Source organism: Chryseobacterium sp. 22532, from assembly GCF_052044665.1.
In the GTDB taxonomy this organism is placed as follows: Bacteria; Bacteroidota; Bacteroidia; order Flavobacteriales; family Weeksellaceae; genus Chryseobacterium; species Chryseobacterium lathyri.
On sequence record NZ_JBQENJ010000004.1, the window covers coordinates 33,861 to 51,663 of the forward strand.

At 37.6% G+C, this 17,803-nt stretch carries 13 protein-coding genes and 1 tRNA gene; 5 read left to right on the forward strand and 9 right to left on the reverse strand.

The genetic code is table 11. The features are described from left to right. Nucleotide 1: 1 nt before the first annotated feature. From ACTJIV_RS11635 to ACTJIV_RS11650, 4 genes are all read right to left on the reverse strand, one after another. Nucleotides 2-2,812: a TonB-dependent receptor gene (locus ACTJIV_RS11635; RefSeq protein ID WP_440627606.1), complete on the reverse strand. Its 2,811-nt coding sequence runs from the start codon at nucleotides 2,810-2,812 to the stop codon at nucleotides 2-4. 212 nt (nucleotides 2,813-3,024) lie between these two features. After that, the gene (locus ACTJIV_RS11640) at nucleotides 3,025-3,381 is read right to left on the reverse strand and encodes a nuclear transport factor 2 family protein (protein ID WP_223559832.1); all 357 of its coding nucleotides are present in this window, start codon (nucleotides 3,379-3,381) and stop codon (nucleotides 3,025-3,027) included. 2 nt (nucleotides 3,382-3,383) lie between these two features. Then, nucleotides 3,384-3,968: an FMN-dependent NADH-azoreductase gene (locus ACTJIV_RS11645; RefSeq protein WP_223559831.1), complete on the reverse strand. Its 585-nt coding sequence runs from the start codon at nucleotides 3,966-3,968 to the stop codon at nucleotides 3,384-3,386. 78 nt (nucleotides 3,969-4,046) lie between these two features. Next, on the reverse strand, nucleotides 4,047-4,973 hold the full coding sequence (locus ACTJIV_RS11650) for a sigma-70 family RNA polymerase sigma factor (RefSeq protein ID WP_440627609.1): 927 nt from the start codon (nucleotides 4,971-4,973) through the stop codon (nucleotides 4,047-4,049). 73 nt (nucleotides 4,974-5,046) lie between these two features. Between ACTJIV_RS11650 and ACTJIV_RS11655 the strand changes: the two genes are divergently transcribed. The 5 genes from ACTJIV_RS11655 to pelA all read left to right on the forward strand — a co-directional run bounded on the left by ACTJIV_RS11655 (nucleotide 5,047) and on the right by pelA (nucleotide 11,683). Next, nucleotides 5,047-5,616: a DUF6624 domain-containing protein gene (locus ACTJIV_RS11655; RefSeq protein ID WP_440627610.1), complete on the forward strand. Its 570-nt coding sequence runs from the start codon at nucleotides 5,047-5,049 to the stop codon at nucleotides 5,614-5,616. 117 nt (nucleotides 5,617-5,733) lie between these two features. Further along, a tRNA-Ser gene (locus ACTJIV_RS11660) sits at nucleotides 5,734-5,818 on the forward strand. A 437-nt stretch (nucleotides 5,819-6,255) separates the two neighbouring features. Next, a complete protein-coding gene (locus ACTJIV_RS11665; RefSeq protein ID WP_440627611.1) occupies nucleotides 6,256-9,261 on the forward strand; it encodes a LamG-like jellyroll fold domain-containing protein in 3,006 nt (1,001 codons plus the stop codon). Between the two features lie 218 nt (nucleotides 9,262-9,479). Further along, a complete protein-coding gene (locus ACTJIV_RS11670; protein ID WP_440627613.1) occupies nucleotides 9,480-10,661 on the forward strand; it encodes a DUF4861 domain-containing protein in 1,182 nt (393 codons plus the stop codon). Next, nucleotides 10,661-11,683, forward strand: a complete 1,023-nt coding sequence (pelA, locus tag ACTJIV_RS11675; protein ID WP_440627614.1) for a pectate lyase — start codon at nucleotides 10,661-10,663, stop codon at nucleotides 11,681-11,683. Before ACTJIV_RS11670 ends, pelA begins: the two co-directional genes overlap by 1 nt. A gap of 199 nt (nucleotides 11,684-11,882) precedes the next feature. Here the strand turns inward: pelA and ACTJIV_RS11680 are convergent, their stop codons facing one another. From ACTJIV_RS11680 to ACTJIV_RS11700, 5 genes are all read right to left on the reverse strand, one after another. Beyond that, on the reverse strand, nucleotides 11,883-13,001 hold the full coding sequence (locus ACTJIV_RS11680; RefSeq protein ID WP_440627616.1) for a pectate lyase family protein: 1,119 nt from the start codon (nucleotides 12,999-13,001) through the stop codon (nucleotides 11,883-11,885). Between the two features lie 143 nt (nucleotides 13,002-13,144). Then, nucleotides 13,145-15,637, reverse strand: a complete 2,493-nt coding sequence (locus tag ACTJIV_RS11685) for a glycoside hydrolase family 95 protein (RefSeq protein ID WP_440627617.1) — start codon at nucleotides 15,635-15,637, stop codon at nucleotides 13,145-13,147. A 48-nt stretch (nucleotides 15,638-15,685) separates the two neighbouring features. Next, nucleotides 15,686-16,588, reverse strand: a complete 903-nt coding sequence (locus ACTJIV_RS11690; protein WP_440627621.1) for an alpha/beta hydrolase — start codon at nucleotides 16,586-16,588, stop codon at nucleotides 15,686-15,688. A gap of 120 nt (nucleotides 16,589-16,708) precedes the next feature. Further along, a complete protein-coding gene (locus ACTJIV_RS11695; RefSeq protein WP_336379231.1) occupies nucleotides 16,709-17,050 on the reverse strand; it encodes a cupin domain-containing protein in 342 nt (113 codons plus the stop codon). Between the two features lie 15 nt (nucleotides 17,051-17,065). Then, on the reverse strand, nucleotides 17,066-17,803 hold the full coding sequence (locus tag ACTJIV_RS11700) for a rhamnogalacturonan acetylesterase (protein WP_440627623.1): 738 nt from the start codon (nucleotides 17,801-17,803) through the stop codon (nucleotides 17,066-17,068).

Below are 17,803 nucleotides of genomic sequence, written 5' to 3' on the forward strand. Positions count from 1 at the left end.
GTTAAAAATCAAATTTCAATCCTAAAGTGAATCTCGGTTTGTAATATTCCACCTGTGCTGTTCTGCTCTGGATTCCCTGATAATACCGTAACGGCTGGTTCGTCAGATTATTGGCTTCGGCAAAAACTCTGAGCTGGCTTGTAATTTTATAAGATGCATTGGCATCAAGAAAAATCTGCCTGTCATAATAACGGTCTTCAAATGATTTCCCACCCAGTTCATCAATATAATCAGATGCGTAATTCATAGAAACTCTTGCTGAGAAACGTTTATTTTCCCACGAAAGAGATCCGTTGAACATATGCGGGGCAGCTCCCGGAAGTCCTACATCTGTTCTTTCCACACCATCTTCATTTGTGATTCCTTTCGCTTTTGATTTGGTATACGTATAATTAACATACACTCCCAGACCTTTCCAGAATGCTCCCGGAATAAAGTCAAGCTGACGTTGAAGGGCCACTTCAAAACCATAAATGTCTACATTGTCACCATTACGCTGCTGTGTAAAGCTCCAGTTATTTTCTCCGGCAGGAATAGGATTGGATTGTCCTGCAAAATCATTCGAAAAATCACCAGATGTATAGTTTCTTCTCGAATAAGTATAAATAAAATCCTTAAGGTTCTTATAAAAAACACCTCCCGAAAGTATTCCGACCGATTTAAAGTATTTCTCTGCCATAAAATCGAAATTATAAGCATACGTTGCCTTCAAATCCGGATTTCCTGCCGAAATGGTTTCATCCCCGGAAATAACGTTAAGGTAAGGAACCAGTGAATAATAATTCGGACGGGCCAAGGCTGTTGTAAATGCCGCACGCAATATAAGATCCTGAACAGGAACATATTTAAAAGACAAATTGGGAAGCAGATTGGTATAAGTGTTCGTACGGTTGATCTTTCCTGCCAGACTTTCCTCATCCAGCACGTAATTTCCAGTATAGTCAATTTTTGTAGTTTCAATACGGGCTCCTGCGATCATTGAGAATGTATCACTGAAATCCTGGTCCCATCTGATGTATCCGGCATAGATATTTTCTTTGGCCGTATAATTACTTGAAAGAAATTCTTCAGGCTTCAGCTCACCTTTAAATAAATTGGGATTGAACAGATCCAGATTACCCATGTATGACGGATCCACGAAAGTTCCCGGGACATAATTTCCCGGGTGAAAGTTTTGACCGTCAAAATGAACAGTAGGAACAGATAATAGGCTTCCCATATCATTCAAAGGTTCAAAAGCATAATAGTCATTATTCCGTTCCTTTTCCTTTAAACGGAGACGTAAACCTGCACGAAGTCTGCCTTTCTGGTTTTCCATCACAGAAAACGGAAAACGGACATTGACCTTTGCCCCAAATTCCTTTTCCTGTGTAAAACTGTTGGAATCTGAAAGATCACTTAACTTATAAACACCTAGATTGTCGGCAGAAAGGGGAGTAATTATCGGCCTTTCAGGATCGCTGAGATCTGAAGAGAAATTCATTTTTCCGTTTTCAAACTCTATATGGCGCTCATGAGGTTTCTTTTCACTTGCTGTTGCATAGTTCATGGACCAGTCAAGATCGATTTTTGAACCCAGAAGATGTTCCCCTCTTAAAGCATAGTTCTGCACTTTCTGTCTTTCCAGACGCGTATTGTCATTATCCGCATCTCCACCTTTATTCTGCCTTGTGATGCTGCCTTTCCAGCCTGTAATTTCGGTTTCATCATCATTATAGACCGGTTTTACTTTATAGCCTAAAGCAAATCTGTTCTCTTTGTCCGTTCTGAAATTATACATAGCAGAAGCATAGATCTTGTTTTTGGAATTGAATTCATAATCCATATTCAGATCAAAACTATGTCTTATACGGTGTTCATTATAATAACGGACCCCCATTTTGCTGATATAGGCAGTTTGTGCGGCATCATCTGCCAGGCTCCATGTCGGTTCGATATTATCTGAGCCAAAATTATTATTGTTATAGGAAAAACTGAAAACGGCACCCAGCTTTTTATTTATAAAACGGTTTCCGTATACAAATCCGGCTGTATAATTGCCTTTTTCACGAATAGGATTGTAACCTCCGGCCAGCGTTGCAGTAATTCTCTGTCCATTAGGTGAAGCCCTTGTGATAAGGTTGACCGAACCACCGATAGCATCAGCATCCATATCGGGAGTAAGGGTTTTATTAACTTCGATAGTAGAGATCATATCCGAAGGAATCAGGTCCATCTGAACATTTCTGTTGTCACCCTCGGCAGACGGAATTCTGTCACCGTTTAAGGTAACGGAATTAAGGTTAGGTGCCAGACCTCTGATGATAAGATTTCGGGCTTCTCCCTGATCGTTCTGTATTGTGATTCCGGGAACACGTTTCAAAGCATCACCAATATTGGCATCAGGAAAACGTCCGATCTGGTCGGATGAGATTACATTGGTGATATTGGCATTATTTTTCTGCTTATTTAATGCTCTCGCCTGGTTTTTTAGGGTGGATCCGCTCACAACCACTTCTGCAATCGCTGTTTCTTTTCTTGCAAAAATGATATTCTGCTTTGTATTTTTGTCAGACTCAACTGTTACTGTGTATTCGCTGGTTCCATAGCCCAGATAATCTACTGTCATGGTATAGTTTCCTGCAGGAACATTCAGGAAAACAAAGTTACCATGATCGTCCGAAGTTGTATAGATATTTCCCGGAGCCAGGGAGATTTTGGCACCCGGAAGAGATAATTTGGAATCATCATTGATATTTCCGGAAACAGTACCGGTTTGTGCATAGAAAAAAATGGATGCACAAAATAAAACGGAGGTAAAAATTTTCTTCACTTTTAACTGTATATTAGGTCTGAACAAAATTAAACGTCTGTTTGGGAAATACCCTGAACTATAGATTACGATTGTTTTAAGGATTTATGAACAGTTGATGCATAAGGTTGGAAATGCTTTACGGTGAAACGATAAAAACAAATACAATTAATTTTTTTAATCAAAAAACTGCATCAAAAACATTGCAATGAACTTTTGATGCAGCTTTTTATTTATTTCTGCTCTATTGTTGGAATGTTGCCTATTACCTGCCATTCTTTCTGCTCAAGAACGCACGTAATAAGTGATGAAAACCGGAGAATTGGACTTTCCAGGGAAACCTGGGCGTATGCAATATTGTTTTTCTGTTCCAGGGAACGGTAAATAACCGTTCTCGGCTTTCCTCCAAAAACCTTATCACGGACCAGCTGGATATATTCTTCTTTAGAAAAGACGAAAATTCCAGGTTGGTCAAAAAAACCATCCTGTATGTTTTGGTAGTTTTGATGAAGAACCTGTTCTAAAAGGTCAGGATCATGAGTATCACCACCTTTGATAAACTTTTCTATAGCTTGTCTGATCTCTTCCATAATTAATTTAAATAATTAAAAATTGCGGTTTCCAATAATTCTGCCTTCTCTGAAATCCGATCCGGAGCTGCTGTGCTTTCCAAAGGAAAATAAATGATATCAGTAATGCCAAGATGATTTAAGATGCTGGTTAAATGAGTTTCAAGAGAATTCATACCTCCGGGTAATGAGTGAATGCCACCCATGACCGAAATGAGATGTGCTTTTTTACCTGAAAGCAGTCCTTTGATACCATTGTCATAGGTAAACGTTTTCTTAGTCCTGATTACAAGGTCAAAATAAGCTTTCAAAGAAGAAGGAATCCCGTAATTATACATAGGACAGGTGATCAGGATCTCACTGCTTTTGTAAAGTTCATCAATCAATCTGTCGGATAGAAGAAGATCTTCGGTGTAAAGATTTTCATTCAGAAATGCATCAAAAGTCTGTTGGGTGAGGTGAGGTGTCATTTTTTTGGCCGTATCTCTTTCGATAACCAATCCATCCGGATGTTTCAGGATCCACTGTTTTACAAAATAATCACCCATACGACGTGAATAGGAATCTTTAAGCCGAAGGCTGCTGTCGATTCGGAGAAGTGTGTTCATACTTTTTTTCTTTAAAGACACACCTGATTTTCAAAACGTGACAAAGATGGTTAGAAAGCTGAAAAATTTAACCTTAAACTAATTAATTCTTTTCAATTTTTCAGGATCTACAATAGAATAAATTTCCCTGATCAGCCCATGTTCATCGATATCCAGAATATGGCAGTTATACATACGTTCTCCCTGCCAGAAGCACAAAGCGGGCTGATGATTGAAAACATTAAAAGTGAAAGATTTCCCTGAAAGAAACTGCTGTTGTACGTAAGCAAGAAGAGATGCTGTTGCCGGTTTGCCGGTTTCCACAGCTTTGATGACGCGGATACGTTTTCCGCCGTCTGCAGAAAGCCTGATGTCATCTCTGAGAAGTTCTTCGATCATGGGAATATTTCCTTCGCTCAGTGCCTTCTGATATCTGTGGAGTATATCGGGAGCATTGGAATCTGCAGTATCGGGAGCATATTTTATGTTCTGCAGCTGTTTTCCTGCACGGCTCAGCAGCTGGCGTGAATTATCAATGGAAATATCCAGAGTTTCAGCAATTTCCTGGTGAGAATAATCGAAAGCTTCTTTTAAAATATATACAGCCCTTTCCTTGGGATTCAGCTTTTCTAGAAGGACAAGGAGTGTGTAACGTGCCGTTTGCTCCTTGATCAGTTTATTCTCTGCATTGTCAAACGACAGTGGTTCCGGAAGCCATTCACCGTAAATCATTTTTTTACTGTGCCTGTTTTTAAAATTGATAGCGTGGTTAACTGTACTTTTAATCAGGTAGTTAATCTCATTTCTTACCCCGGATTTATCTAAAGAAATATATTTTTCTATCACATCCTGTACAAGATCCTGCGAATCTTCATAAGAACCTGTGATGTTGTAAGCATAGGTAAGCAGTTTGCTGTAATTTTCCTGCATGATATTTCTTTTGAAGACAAACTTAATGAATAAAACGTGACAGTTCTTTTCAGAAATGTTAGATTTTTTAATGAAATGAACTCTTACGGTTAACATATTTGGAATTTTTTTGGCAATTTGCAATCCTGAATGAAAACAGACCTGAAATAGATTCATTAAAATTAAAGATATGAATGAAGTATGTTCTAAAGAATTAATCGAGCTGGCTGAAAAAGATCTGTCGGTTAGGGAGAAACTGGCTTCTGAGGGAAAGCTTTCCGGCGGCTATCATCCTGAAATGGAACAGATTCACAGGCAAAATGCGGAAAAGCTTCGGGAAATCATTAGGAAGATAGGCTTTCCTACGATCTCAAAAGTGGGGGATAAGGCTAGTGAGGCTGCATGGCTTGTTATTCAGCATTCTATTGGTGAGCCTGCATTTATGAAAGAATGTTATAAAATGATGATTGAAAACAGAAGTGATGTGAATCCTTTAAACATTGCTTATCTGCATGACAGAATTCAGGTTTTTCAGAGCAAGCCTCAAAAATACGGGACACAGCTTACCGAAGAAAGACTACCATATCCGGTAGAAAATAAAAATAAACTGAATGAAGAACGCCTGAAAGTCAATTTGGAACCTTTTTCCCAGGAAGAAATCAATAGGATTCCGGGTATAGAAAAGATTGCTGAGATAGATGCAAAACAAGTTGGTTATACGGAATGGAGAATAAAAATGGGATGGATATTAGCACCTTAATGATTAAAAAATTGCTTCATAGAGTGCAATATTTTATTAAGAGCCAAAAAATATTTTGTCAGTTTCAAAAAACTTTATATATTTGCACCACTGAAAACGGTAGTACTACTGTTATTAGGAGAGATGGCAGAGTGGTCGATTGCGATAGTCTTGAAAACTATTGACTGTAACAGGTCCGGGGGTTCGAATCCCTCTCTCTCCGCAAGTTGGGGAACCAAATAAAATCAAAAACCTTTAAATCTTAGTATTTAAAGGTTTTTTTGTTGTTTTGAGTGATTAAAATATATCAAAGAAACACCAATCGAAAGTGAGTAATTTTTACACATAATTCGAAATATATATTGTTTCTCAGGCTCCACTTCATGATATCAGAACTTATGGTTGTATTGAAGCTCTCCCGGGAATCCTAGCAGTAAAACAACGTTCCTTTATTGCAGTTTCCAGAAAAAAACATTTTATTGTGCTATAAGGTTTCACCTTCAAATAATTTTAGCAGGTCTGTCTTATTGCAATAGTATAGATCTGTTATTTTTTTAACCGGATTTTTTTTGTAATTATTTGATATAGAGATCGACAGGACGGAGCAGGATACTTGATATTAGTTTTGTGAATAGATTAGTTAACACAAAATTGATATTTATGAAAAATAAACCTTTACTATTTAAACGAACTCTTAAATCTTTATTGTTCTGTGGATTAGCATTATCTGCTATAGATTTGAGTGCCCAAACATTGGCATTTCCGGAAGCTACTGGTTTTGGCAGATATACTGTGGGAGCAAGAGGTGCCGCAAATCCTCAGATTTATCTGGTTACCAATTTAAATGACAGCGGCCCGGGCTCATTCCGTGATGCGGTGAGTCAGCCGGGCCGGTTTGTTATATTTAAAGTGGGAGGTATTGTTAATTTGCAATCGGTTGTTGCTGTGGCAGCTAATACCACGATTGCCGGGCAAACTGCTCCTGGAGAAGGGATCTTATTTTTGGGACCCAGGGTGTCATTCACGGGAGCCAATAACACGATTGCCCGATATCTTCGTATTCGCTATGGCGGAACATCTCAAAATCAGGACGCATCAGGAATAGCCAACGGAGCAAATATCATCTTAGATCATATGACTTTTACCTGGGGTACAGACGAAGTATTTTCAGTTAACTGGGATAATAACGGCACAAGCCCCGATAATATAACGATTCAGAATTCTATTATAGGACAAGGAATGCACCGCCATAATCATTCTGCGGGAGGATTAATGCAACCCCCGCCGGGAGGGAAGATCAGTTTAATCGGAAATTTATATATCTGTAATAAAACCCGTAATAATAAAATAAAAGGAATCAACGAGTTTGTCAATAATGTGGTTTACAACTGGGGTAATTATGGAAATATTTATGGGCACACCCAATCTGGGGAAGCATACATCATGGGAGGTGATTCGGCGGGAAGTTCTTTTGCCAATATCATCAACAATTATTTTATCGGAGGCCCAAATACAAGCAATACGGTTACTACACCTTTCAGCGTAGGGAATGCAAATTTCAATTTATATGGTTCCGGAAATTATTTCGACAACAATAAAAACGGAGTATTGGATGGGACTGCAGTTCCTCAAAACTTAACGGGATATCCTGTCGGTGATCCGGCAGCAATAATGGCTAACCCATATGATTATCCGATGAAAACCCCTGCATTAACCGCTCAGGAGGCATACAATAAAATTGTTACAGGTGTAGGAGCATCCTATCCAAGACGCGATCAGGTAGATGGCTTAATGATTTCAGATTTAATGTCGAAAGGTACAACAGCTACTTATGTTTATGTACAAACTGATTTAACGACTCAATTTGGTTTCACTAATGGCGGCGCAGGACACGTTTATGGTGCTCCGGCGCCTTTAGATACGGATAATGACGGTATGCCGGATGCATGGGAAACGGCTAATGGGCTGAATCCAAATGTATTCGATGCTTTGGCTGTAAGCACAACACATGCTCCGTATCTGAATATTGAGGTTTATATTAACAGTTTACCCAATACAACTCCTCCGGATTTCATTATTCCGCCAACAAATGTGAATTTCACCAATTCAGTCACAACTACAGGAGCTTCACCTTCAAGTTCTTTAACAGTTAATTGGAATGATAATGCTACGAATGAAACTAATTATGTTGTAGAACGTTCTACCAATGGTACTAATTTTACAGTCATTGCAACATTGGGAGCGAATGCAACAAGTTATAATGAAGTCGGTTTAACGCCTGATACTCAGTACTATTATAGAGTTAAAGCAACGAATGCGTCAGAATCTTCAGTTTACACATCAAATACGTCAGTAACCACGCCGCCAGTCCCATCGGCTCCCACAAAAGCAATTAACCCGATTCCCGTAACTGGTAATAATAATGTTGAGTTGAACAGTGGAAATCTGCTTTTAAAATGGAATGGTAGTTCAAATACAACAACATATTCAGTTTATTTTGGAACAGATCCTTTAAATTTAAGTAATGTTGCTACTGTACCTTATTCTGCTACACCATCATATCAGCTTACTAATTTAAATCCGGCAACAAATTACTATTGGAGAATTGATGCTGCTAATGCCCTTGGTATTACTGCAGGAGATGTATGGACTTTCCGGGCATTGGCACCCGGTCTTGTCGGGAACTGGCCATTCGCTGAGGCTCCTTTCGCAGGTGCTCAAATTGCAGATGTAACATCTTTTGCCAATCATGGAATATTAGATACAGCCTATGATAATGCCAATGTAAGAGTACCAGGAAAAGAAAACAACGCCCTTGATCTGGCAACTTCATCTGGTAATATCTACATAGCCAGTATTCCTCATCAGAATCATATTTTATTTGATAATCATTCTTTTACTGTTTCTTTTTGGATGAAAGCTCCAACAAGCATGGTCCCAACGTCTTCGTCTACAAGCCTTTATGTATTGTGCAAAGGTTCTTTCACTAAAAATACAGCAACAGGAGCTACAGGGAAACGTTTTAATGTAGAAATCAAAGGAGGTCTGCTGCGATATGCTATTGATGATGACGTTACAAAAAAGGAAATCACATCACCTATTGCCAATTATTTTACTGATAACTGGGTGCATGTTGTGATTCAGAGAGATATTGCTGCACATAAAATGAGAATTTATACTAATGGTACTTTAAGCACTGAAGGAGATGAAAGTACGGTGACAGGTATCGGTGAAGCAAGTGATTTGATCATCGGGAATATTGGTGAGCTTGAGTTTTTATCAACCGCCAACGCTCCGGCTCCTTATAAAGGCGCATTTGATGAGCTTAAGATGTTCAACTATGCATTATCTTCAGCGGAGGTATATGCTTTGTACAATCAGGCAGTATTGGGGAATGATGAATTCAGTATCAGCAAAAATGTTGGAACAGTATATCCAAATCCTGCAAAAGACCAGATTTCCATTAAGCTTCCCGAATATAAAAAAAACAGTTTAACAATGACAGTTATTGATCTGACAGGAAAGATTGTTGTCAAAGAAAAAATTAATGCTGATGGAAACGGAATATTTAAATTAAATATTGTAAACAAAACAGCCTCAGGAAATTATATACTCAATGTTTCAGGCGAAAATCTGAATAGTAATTTTAAAATTATTATTAAATAAAAATTACCAAAGTTTAATTTCATACATTTTAAAAAGAAGTCCTTTCAAACCATTTGAAAGGACTTTTATATTGTAAATATTTTTTTGACCATACAATATCATTAAGAAATTATTTCGAATATTTTCTAAATCAACCTTTTATATTTAAAAATTAGATTTTTTTACATTCATAAGAAAGTTATCATTATTTTTGATTTTTACAATTCAATTGAATAATTATGCTTAGAACAAAATTTTTAATTTTCGGATGTATTTGTGCAATCGTTTGCATTAATCCTTTTCTGAAGGCACAAAATTCTATTCATGTAAAAAATACATTGAATTTTTCAAGAAATGAAGTGGTTTCGGTACCCATTTCTCAATTAACTTCTTTTTTAAGCACGAACAGCGAATCTGATCTCAGAATAAAGGATAGCAGTAAAAAGATTTTACCCATTCAATGGATAGATTATAACGGGGACGGAAAAAGTGACGAACTCCTTTTTCAGGCAAATATTGAAGCAAAAAAAACAAATATTTATACCCTTATTGCAGATGCTAAAATTCCAATTCCTGAAAGCAAAATTTCAGCGTATTCAAGATTGGTTCCCGAAAGAGTAGACGATTATGCCTGGGAAAATGATAAAATAGCATTCCGTGTCTATGGCCCGAAAGGTCAGAAAGAAGCCCTGGCAGGGATAAAAGGAAGTACACTTTCCAGCGGTGTTGATATCTGGTTAAAAAGAACCGATAAACCCGTGATCAACAAATGGTATAAAGGCTACCTGACTGATCCTTTGTATTATCACAAAGACACAAGAGGCGAGGGCTATGATCCTTACCATGTTGGAGATAGCCGCGGAACGGGTGGAATCGGAATTTGGCTGAATGAAAAGCTTCAGGTATCACAAAATTTCGTGAGTTCCAAAACCATTGCGGATGGCCCTTTAAGAACGGTTTTTGAATTAACTTACAATTCGTGGAGTGACTTCGGAGTAAAAGAAACAAAACGGATTTCTCTTGATCTGGGCTCAAATTTTTCAAAGTTTGAATCCAATTTTCAGGCTGAAAAGCAGGTTCCAAATTACACAATCGGAATTACCCTGCATAAAAACGAAGGCGAAACAAAACTGAACGACGAAAACGGATATTATCTCCACTGGGAAAAAATTGACGATGCTTTTGTAGGGGAAGGAGTGGTTATAGATCCTAAAATTGTTGAAAGATCTGTTGCTTTTAAATCCGAAACTGCGGATCAGAGTAACCTGTTAGTTGTGACAAAACCTCAAAATAATCTGACTTATTACGCCGGATTTGCGTGGCAGAAAAGCGGACAGATTCAGACACAAAAAGACTGGGAAATTTTATTGCAAAAACAGTCTCAGATTATTGCCAACCCATTAATTGTTAAAGTTAAATAATGATGGAATTAAAACTCTCAATAGCTGTCTTTTCCTTAACAACAGCCATTTTTTCTGCTCAGGTCAAAGATACTTTAGCTGAAAAAATGTTAGTATACCAACTTCCAATTGGCGGTTGGGGTAAACAGCTCAGCGATAAATCTGTAGTGAACTATAACGCACCCATTGACAAAAATTTATTAAAAAAAATAAAATCAACCGGGGATGATCACGCTACCATTGATAATAATGCCACTTCAAAGGAAATTAACACCTTAATAAAAGCCTACAAAACCACAAAAAATCCTGAATATTTGAAATCTGCCGAAAAAGGAATTCAATATCTTATTTTAATGCAGTACAAAAACGGTGGTTTTCCTCAATATTACCCGAATTCGGCGATCTACAGAAAGCAAGTCACTTACAATGACGATGCGATGATCAATGCTTTAACGGTCTTATATAATGTAGCGGAAGGGAAAAATGATTTTGAGGTTGTGGATTCTAAACTAAAAGAAAAATCAAAAATAGCCGTCCAAAAAGGAATCGAATGCATCTTAAAAACTCAGGTTTTGCAAAAAGGAATTCCCACAATCTGGGCAGATCAATACAACGAAATTACTCTTCAACCAGATAAAGCGCGGGCTTTTGAGCCTATTTCTCTGGCAACCGGTGAATCTGTAGGAATTGTGAGATTTTTGATGCTGCAGCCTGTCACCCCCGAAATTGAAAAGTCAATAAAATCTGCTGTAAACTGGTTTAAACAAAATAAAATTGAAGGATACAGCTACAACGTTTCAAAGGTAAACGGAAAAGCAATCAGAACGTTGGCTGAAGATAAAAATTCGGTGATCTGGGCAAGATTTTATGACATCAATAATAACAAGCCTCTTTTTGGCGACCGGGACGGAAGCGTAAAATACAACTACAACGAAGTTTCTGAAGAAAGAAGAAACGGCTACAGCTGGTTTGGAGATTCTGCAGATAAACTGATCAATAAAGAGTTTCCGAAGTGGGCTGAGAAGAATAAGCTGGCGCTGTAGGCAGCACTCCGGAAACCTGAAAACTAGCGAGTTCAGAGAGTAGGAAAAAACTTTCGATAAAAGAAAGTAAATTAGAAGATAGATGCTTGATATTTACAAAATTGAGAATGAGAGATTGTTGCGTCATTACGTTCCTCACAATAGCAAAAAAGACTGAGAATTTCTCAGTCTTTTTTGTTTTCGCAATTAGTATTTAATCCTATAAAGAGTTGCAGATATTTCCGCTTAAAGTTGCTCCGGCATTTGCTGTCACATCAGATTTTACTGAAGATAGAGATAAAGTTGGAATTGTATAAGGAGGAGTAAAAGCTGTTCCGCTTCCTGCCGTATTTCCGGTAACATTCGTAAATGTGTTGTTGGAAGTAACGGTAACGGCCGTATATCCGCTCATTAAATTGATAGGCTCTTTTACATTTTCAAACATGTTTCCGTCTACACGGATATTCGCCTGAACGCCTGCAGCAATACATTTATTGCTCACAGAGCTGTTGAAATAGCTGTTAACGATATGGATTTTTCCAAATCTCACTCTCGGCATGCGCTCTCTGCAGCCAGGAGCCCACCAGCAGCGAACGAAGGTTACATTCAGTTTTCCGGCGTCTGCTGTTGAAGTGTCACTTGAACCAATAAGATTTGAAAATCTGTGATCATCAGTTCCACCTGAACCGCCGGCTTTTGGCGGCTTTAAATAGTGAAATTTTGTGTAGGAAACCGTGATAAAATCGGACTTGTTTTTAATGTCAAAATTTCCGTCAACGCCATCTCTAAACTCACAATGATCGATCCATACATTCCGGCAATCGTCTAAAATAGCATTATCCCAACCGTCTGTATCATAAGCTCCCGGACCTTCGAAAATCAGATTTCGGATGACGATATTGTTACATCTTTTAATATTGATAATTCCCGAACCGTCTTTTGTCTGATCTGTTGAAACCAATTTAGCGCCGCTCGTTCCGTAGATTGTTTTTCCGGTTTGATCCTGAAATGATAAACGGGCAGTAACCGTGATTGTTCCGGTTACTTTGATAACTTTTACGGCAGTGTTTTCGATAGCTGCTTTTAATTGAGCGTAGGTTGTAACCGTAGTTTCGGCTGCGGTTCCGCCACCGGTTGTTCCGCCGTTTTGGGAAGCCCATCCCGGAGCGAGACAATCAGCCAAAGGGACGATCGCGTTTGCTACAAGAATGCTTTTCATAGCAAGGTCGTTTGGATTTTCCGTTAAATCTGTTTTGATGTCTTCCTGTCCGCAGCCTGTCAGGATAAAAGCCGAACTTAGGGCTGCTGTCAGGAAGATAACCTTAAATGTTGTTTTCATAGTAATTTGTTGTTATTTGATTGAAGTATAAAATTATATATTTAATGTTAATGTGTTTTATATTTTAAAATATTAATATTTATATAATTATAATATTATTTATTTAGTTTGTTAAATCGATTGCATTTTATTAATTGTTTAATTTATTTTACATCAAAATTATAGATTTTACCTTTTTCAGTATTTAAATCAAAAACCTGCGTTTCTGGAACTGTAAAACCTTTCAATTCTGCTTTATCAGAAATCAAAGGAGCTTTAACTGAGTTGATCTGATAATATTCATTCGGATTATTTCCTTTTGAAGGTTTCAGTTGAGTTTGGGTAGCCGAGGCTTCAGAAGCTACCAACACCACATCTTTAGCTGTTCTGATTCTGCAATTTCCTCCTAAAGCTGATTTAATAATTAATTTCGTCAGCTTTGAATTTTTCCATTCTATATCAACCTCAAATCCGCCACGTGCTTTCAGGCCTTTCACTGAACCATTTGGAAGAGCATCAGGAAGTGCCGGTAACATGTATAGATAGCCGTCATAACTTTGTAGTAACATTTCTGCAATTCCCGATGTACAGCCAAAATTCCCATCAATCTGAAACGGTGGATGGGCGTCCAGAAGATTGGGATAAGTTCCCCCTGACTGACCTTTTGTTTCCAACGGAGCAGGTGTTAATTGGTCTGAAATGAGTTTAAAAGCACGATTTCCATCCAATAACCTTGCCCACCAGTTTACTTTCCAGCCCATTGACCAACCTGTTGATTTATCGCCTCTGTAAATCATAGAATTCTTTGCTGCTTCCGTTAAATCAGGATTTCTGAAAGGTGAAATCTGCCCCGAAGGAAACAATCCGTACAAATGCGAAATATGTCTGTGTTTATCATCGGTTCGGTCCATATCTTTCAGCCATTCCTGCAACTGGGCGTATTGCCCGATCTGCATAGGCGGAAGTTTATTTAACGCTGATTTTACTTCATCCGAAAGACTTTTATCTTCATTTAAAACTTTTGAAGCATTAATAAAATTATTAAAAACATCAAAAACCAACTGATTATCCATAGTCGTTCCCGCCGTAATTCCGACATCGTTTAAATATTTATTTTCGGGTGACATCGAAGGGGAAACCACCAGGTATTTTTTAGAAGAATCCTGTTGAAGAGCATCCAGATAAAATAGGGCACAACCTCTCAATACAGGATAATATTTCTTTAAAAATTCTTTGTCCCCCGTGTATAAATAATGATTCCAGAGATGCTGTGTGAGCCACGCACCGCCCATCGGCCACATCCCATAAAAACCACCGTCCACAATTCCGGTAATTCTCCACAAATCTGTGTTGTGATGCATATTCCAACCTCTTGCATGGTACATTTCTTTGGCAGATTCCTGTCCTGTCACCGATAAATCCTGAATCATATCAAACAAAGGTTCGTGCATTTCGCTCAAATTTGTGTTTTCGGCAGGCCAGTAATTCATTTCTGTATTGATGTTGACGGTATATTTGCTGTCCCAGGCCGGATTCAACTGGTAATTCCAGATCCCCTGTAAGTTGGCGGGCTGAGTTCCCGGTTGTGAAGATGAAATCAAAAGATAACGACCAAACTGAAAATACAAAGCGATCAGATCAGGATCTTTCGAATGGGCGAATTCTTTAATTCTGATATCCGTTGTTTTTTTCGCCTGATCTGTTGTTCCTAAATTTAAATGTACACGGTTAAAATATTTCTGATATTTTTCGGTATGAGCTTTTAATTCATCATTATATTTTTTGCTTAAAGCTTTGTTTAAATATTCAGAAACTCTCGCATCCGGATTTCCGGAAATATCATTGTATTTTTTGAAATTGGTAGCGATTGAAACATAGATAATCACTTCATCTGCTCCTGAAATGGTTAATTTATTTTGAGTTGAGGTCAATTTTCCACCTTTTAGAACAGGAACAGCTATCGTTTTGAAATTAACTTTTCCGGTTTTATTATCAGCCGAGCCGCTTGTCCCGGTGATCACCAGTTGATTTTTCTCCGTAAAAATTGATTTTTTTAAGTGTGGAGTAGTAGCGTTAATTGAAAAATTTAAATTCCCTTTCTTACTGGAAGATAATTTAATCACAACCACATTATCAGCAAACGAAGTGAAAATTTCACGCTTAAAAGTCACAGCATTTACTTTGTAAGAAACAGTGCTTACTGCTTTTTCAATATCTAAAGCTCTTTCGTAGTTTTTAAAATTTTCATGACCTTTGAAATCTAAAAATAAATCACCCATCGTCTGATAAGGCATCCCGTAGTTCAGGTCTTTTGGCGCTGCTCGGGGATAAGTTGTATTAGAAAGTTTTTGAGCCTGTTCAAACTGACCTTCATTCAATAATTTCCTGATTTTTTGAATACTGTCGAATGTATTTTTCGGAACATTATTTCCCGGTTCACCCGCCCAGATTGTTTCTTCATTAAGTTGAAGATGTTCCTGTGAAACACCGCCAAAAACCATTGCACCGAGCTTTCCGTTTCCGATGGGAAGCGCTTCGTTCCAGTTTTCTGCAGGTTTGCTGTAGGTTAGTTTTAAATTCTGCTGTGCATGAATAGAAATGGAAATTACCGTTCCAAAAGCCAGTGAAAATATTTTATATTGAATGGTTTTCAGCATACTTTGAATTGTTAAATTTTTTGTGATTACCACGAAATAAGGTATTAATTACTTATTACCTATCGTTTTCAGCCAGTCCGAGCATAATTTTTTCCAGTTATCAGTTAGCTCTGATCTGTTTGTAATTCCAATTTTGTGTTCACCTTCAGGAAAGATAAACAATGCTCCTTTTACTTTATTTTTTGTCATTTCTTGATAATAAAGAATACTGTTCATCACAGGAACTGTTTTATCGTTTTGAGCATGAAATAAAACAGTAGGCGGAGTTTTTTCCGTTACCCGGTTCTGCATAGAGTATTCTTTGATCTTTTCCGGAGAAGCATTTTCACCAAGCAAACTATTGCGACTTCCAATATGGGCAAATTCTCCCAAATCAATAACGGGAGAAACAAGAATCGCAAAATTAGGAATGGTAGGAATATTCTCCCAGTCGCCTTTTAATTCTGTATAATCTGTAGAGATATTACTTACCGTTGCAGCCAGGTGTCCGCCTGCAGAAGTTCCGATTACTCCAATCTGATCTGATGAAATGCCATATTGCACCGCATTTTTTCTGAGGTATTTTATAGCCGCCTGAACATCCTGTAATGGAGCAATTTCTTTTTGCTTTAAATCGGGAGAGGTTGGTAACCTGTAATTTAAAACAAATGCAGATATTCCCTGCGTGTTGAACCATTTGGCAATTTGATAGCCACCCAGATCATAGGTAAGTTTATAATATCCACCACCGGGAATGACAATGACAGCCATCTGTTTTCTTTCTTCTTTCGGAGGTAAAAAAGCAAAAAGCTCAGTTTCCTTTATTTGTACAATTCTTCCTTCTTTTTCTTCAGTTTTTAATTGCAATCCTTTGGAATTCGGCATTTGACCTTTTGGCCACAAAATGATTTTTTCCTGTGCAGATAATTGATTTATAAGGAAAAATGCTGTAATAAAAATTGCTTTTTTCATTGGTTTTTGATTAAAAAAAGTCTGTATTCTTCTGGTTAATTGCAATGGTGTAAAGTTTCATTAAATGATTCTTTTTTAAGGCGCAAGAAAATCATTTGCGATTAACTAACATTTTCATATTTAAGAATTAAGAAAATCCTCTCTGAACGGTGTAAAAGCATCAATCAACTGTCCTTCTTCCAGACATTTTACCCCATGAAAAATATTGGGCTGAGCGAAAAAACCGTCACCTTGCTGTAAAATTTTCACTTCATCGTTAACAGTTACTTCAAATTTTCCCGATGCAACATAAGTGATCTGCGAATGAAAATGCTGGTGCAAGGCTCCAACCGCATCTTTTTCAAATTTTACAATCACCATCATTATTTGAGAATTGTACCCGACAAATTGACGGGAAACTCCGCCTCCTAAATCTTCCCATCCGGAATTACCGTTGAAAAATGGTTCTTTTTTGAAATTCATTTTTTATGTTTTGAATTATTTAATATATTTCTCCAACCCGATATTCAAGCTTTTCAAATCCTTCAAAGCCAGTTTTGCAACAGTTTCTGCGCCTAATTTTGACAAATGGGTGTCATCAGCTTTTCCTTTTGGATAATATGGATTTTCACCCTCTACAAAATGAAGATGCAGTTTTTTTGAATTTTCCGGACCGTACGCAATTTCCATTTGCTCGGTTAATAACTGCATATCAACGAACGGAACCTTCATATCATTGGCAACCATTCTTACGACTAACGGATATTCTTTGTGTGTATCAATCAAAACACCATTTTCTGTGAAATTTCTCCTGACAATGGAAGTCATCAGAATGGGGGTTGCGCCCTTGGCTCTGGTTTCATTGACGTATCTTTCTAAATTGGCCCTGTATTGAGTGTATGGATTGGTAAATTTAGTTGAATCCTTCAATTTCTGATCATTATGGCCAAACTGGATGATCACAAAATCTCCTTTTTTAAGCTGTTTCATCACTTTATCCCATCTTCCTTCTGTTCTGAAACTTTTTGAGCTTCTTCCGTTCATTGCATGATTCTGGACTTCAATTCCTGTCGTTAAAAATTGTGGCAAAACTTGTCCCCAACCGTGTTCAGGATTTTTATCAGGATTTTCCTTATTCGCCATCGTGGAATCGCCAATTAAAAATAGGGTTGGTTTTTGTTGAGCAAATGTTATTATTGATAGGAATAATAATAGTATGCTAAGTTTTTTATTCAT

Excerpts from the sequence above, each read along its gene's own strand:
- ACTJIV_RS11640 (WP_223559832.1), bottom strand. The coding sequence starts at position 3,381 with ATGGAAGAGATCAGACAAGCTATAGAAAAGTTTATCAAAGGTGGTGAT.
- ACTJIV_RS11645 (WP_223559831.1), bottom strand. The coding sequence starts at position 3,968 with ATGAACACACTTCTCCGAATCGACAGCAGCCTTCGGCTTAAAGATTCC.
- ACTJIV_RS11650 (WP_440627609.1), bottom strand. The coding sequence starts at position 4,973 with ATGTTAACCGTAAGAGTTCATTTCATTAAAAAATCTAACATTTCTGAA.
- ACTJIV_RS11655 (WP_440627610.1), top strand. The coding sequence starts at position 5,047 with ATGAATGAAGTATGTTCTAAAGAATTAATCGAGCTGGCTGAAAAAGAT.
- ACTJIV_RS11665 (WP_440627611.1), top strand. The coding sequence starts at position 6,256 with ATGAAAAATAAACCTTTACTATTTAAACGAACTCTTAAATCTTTATTG.
- ACTJIV_RS11670 (WP_440627613.1), top strand. The coding sequence starts at position 9,480 with ATGCTTAGAACAAAATTTTTAATTTTCGGATGTATTTGTGCAATCGTT.
- pelA (WP_440627614.1), top strand. The coding sequence starts at position 10,661 with ATGATGGAATTAAAACTCTCAATAGCTGTCTTTTCCTTAACAACAGCC.
- ACTJIV_RS11680 (WP_440627616.1), bottom strand. The coding sequence starts at position 13,001 with ATGAAAACAACATTTAAGGTTATCTTCCTGACAGCAGCCCTAAGTTCG.
- ACTJIV_RS11685 (WP_440627617.1), bottom strand. The coding sequence starts at position 15,637 with ATGCTGAAAACCATTCAATATAAAATATTTTCACTGGCTTTTGGAACG.
- ACTJIV_RS11690 (WP_440627621.1), bottom strand. The coding sequence starts at position 16,588 with ATGAAAAAAGCAATTTTTATTACAGCATTTTTCCTTATAAATCAATTA.
- ACTJIV_RS11695 (WP_336379231.1), bottom strand. The coding sequence starts at position 17,050 with ATGAATTTCAAAAAAGAACCATTTTTCAACGGTAATTCCGGATGGGAA.
- ACTJIV_RS11700 (WP_440627623.1), bottom strand. The coding sequence starts at position 17,803 with ATGAATAAAAAACTTAGCATACTATTATTATTCCTATCAATAATAACA.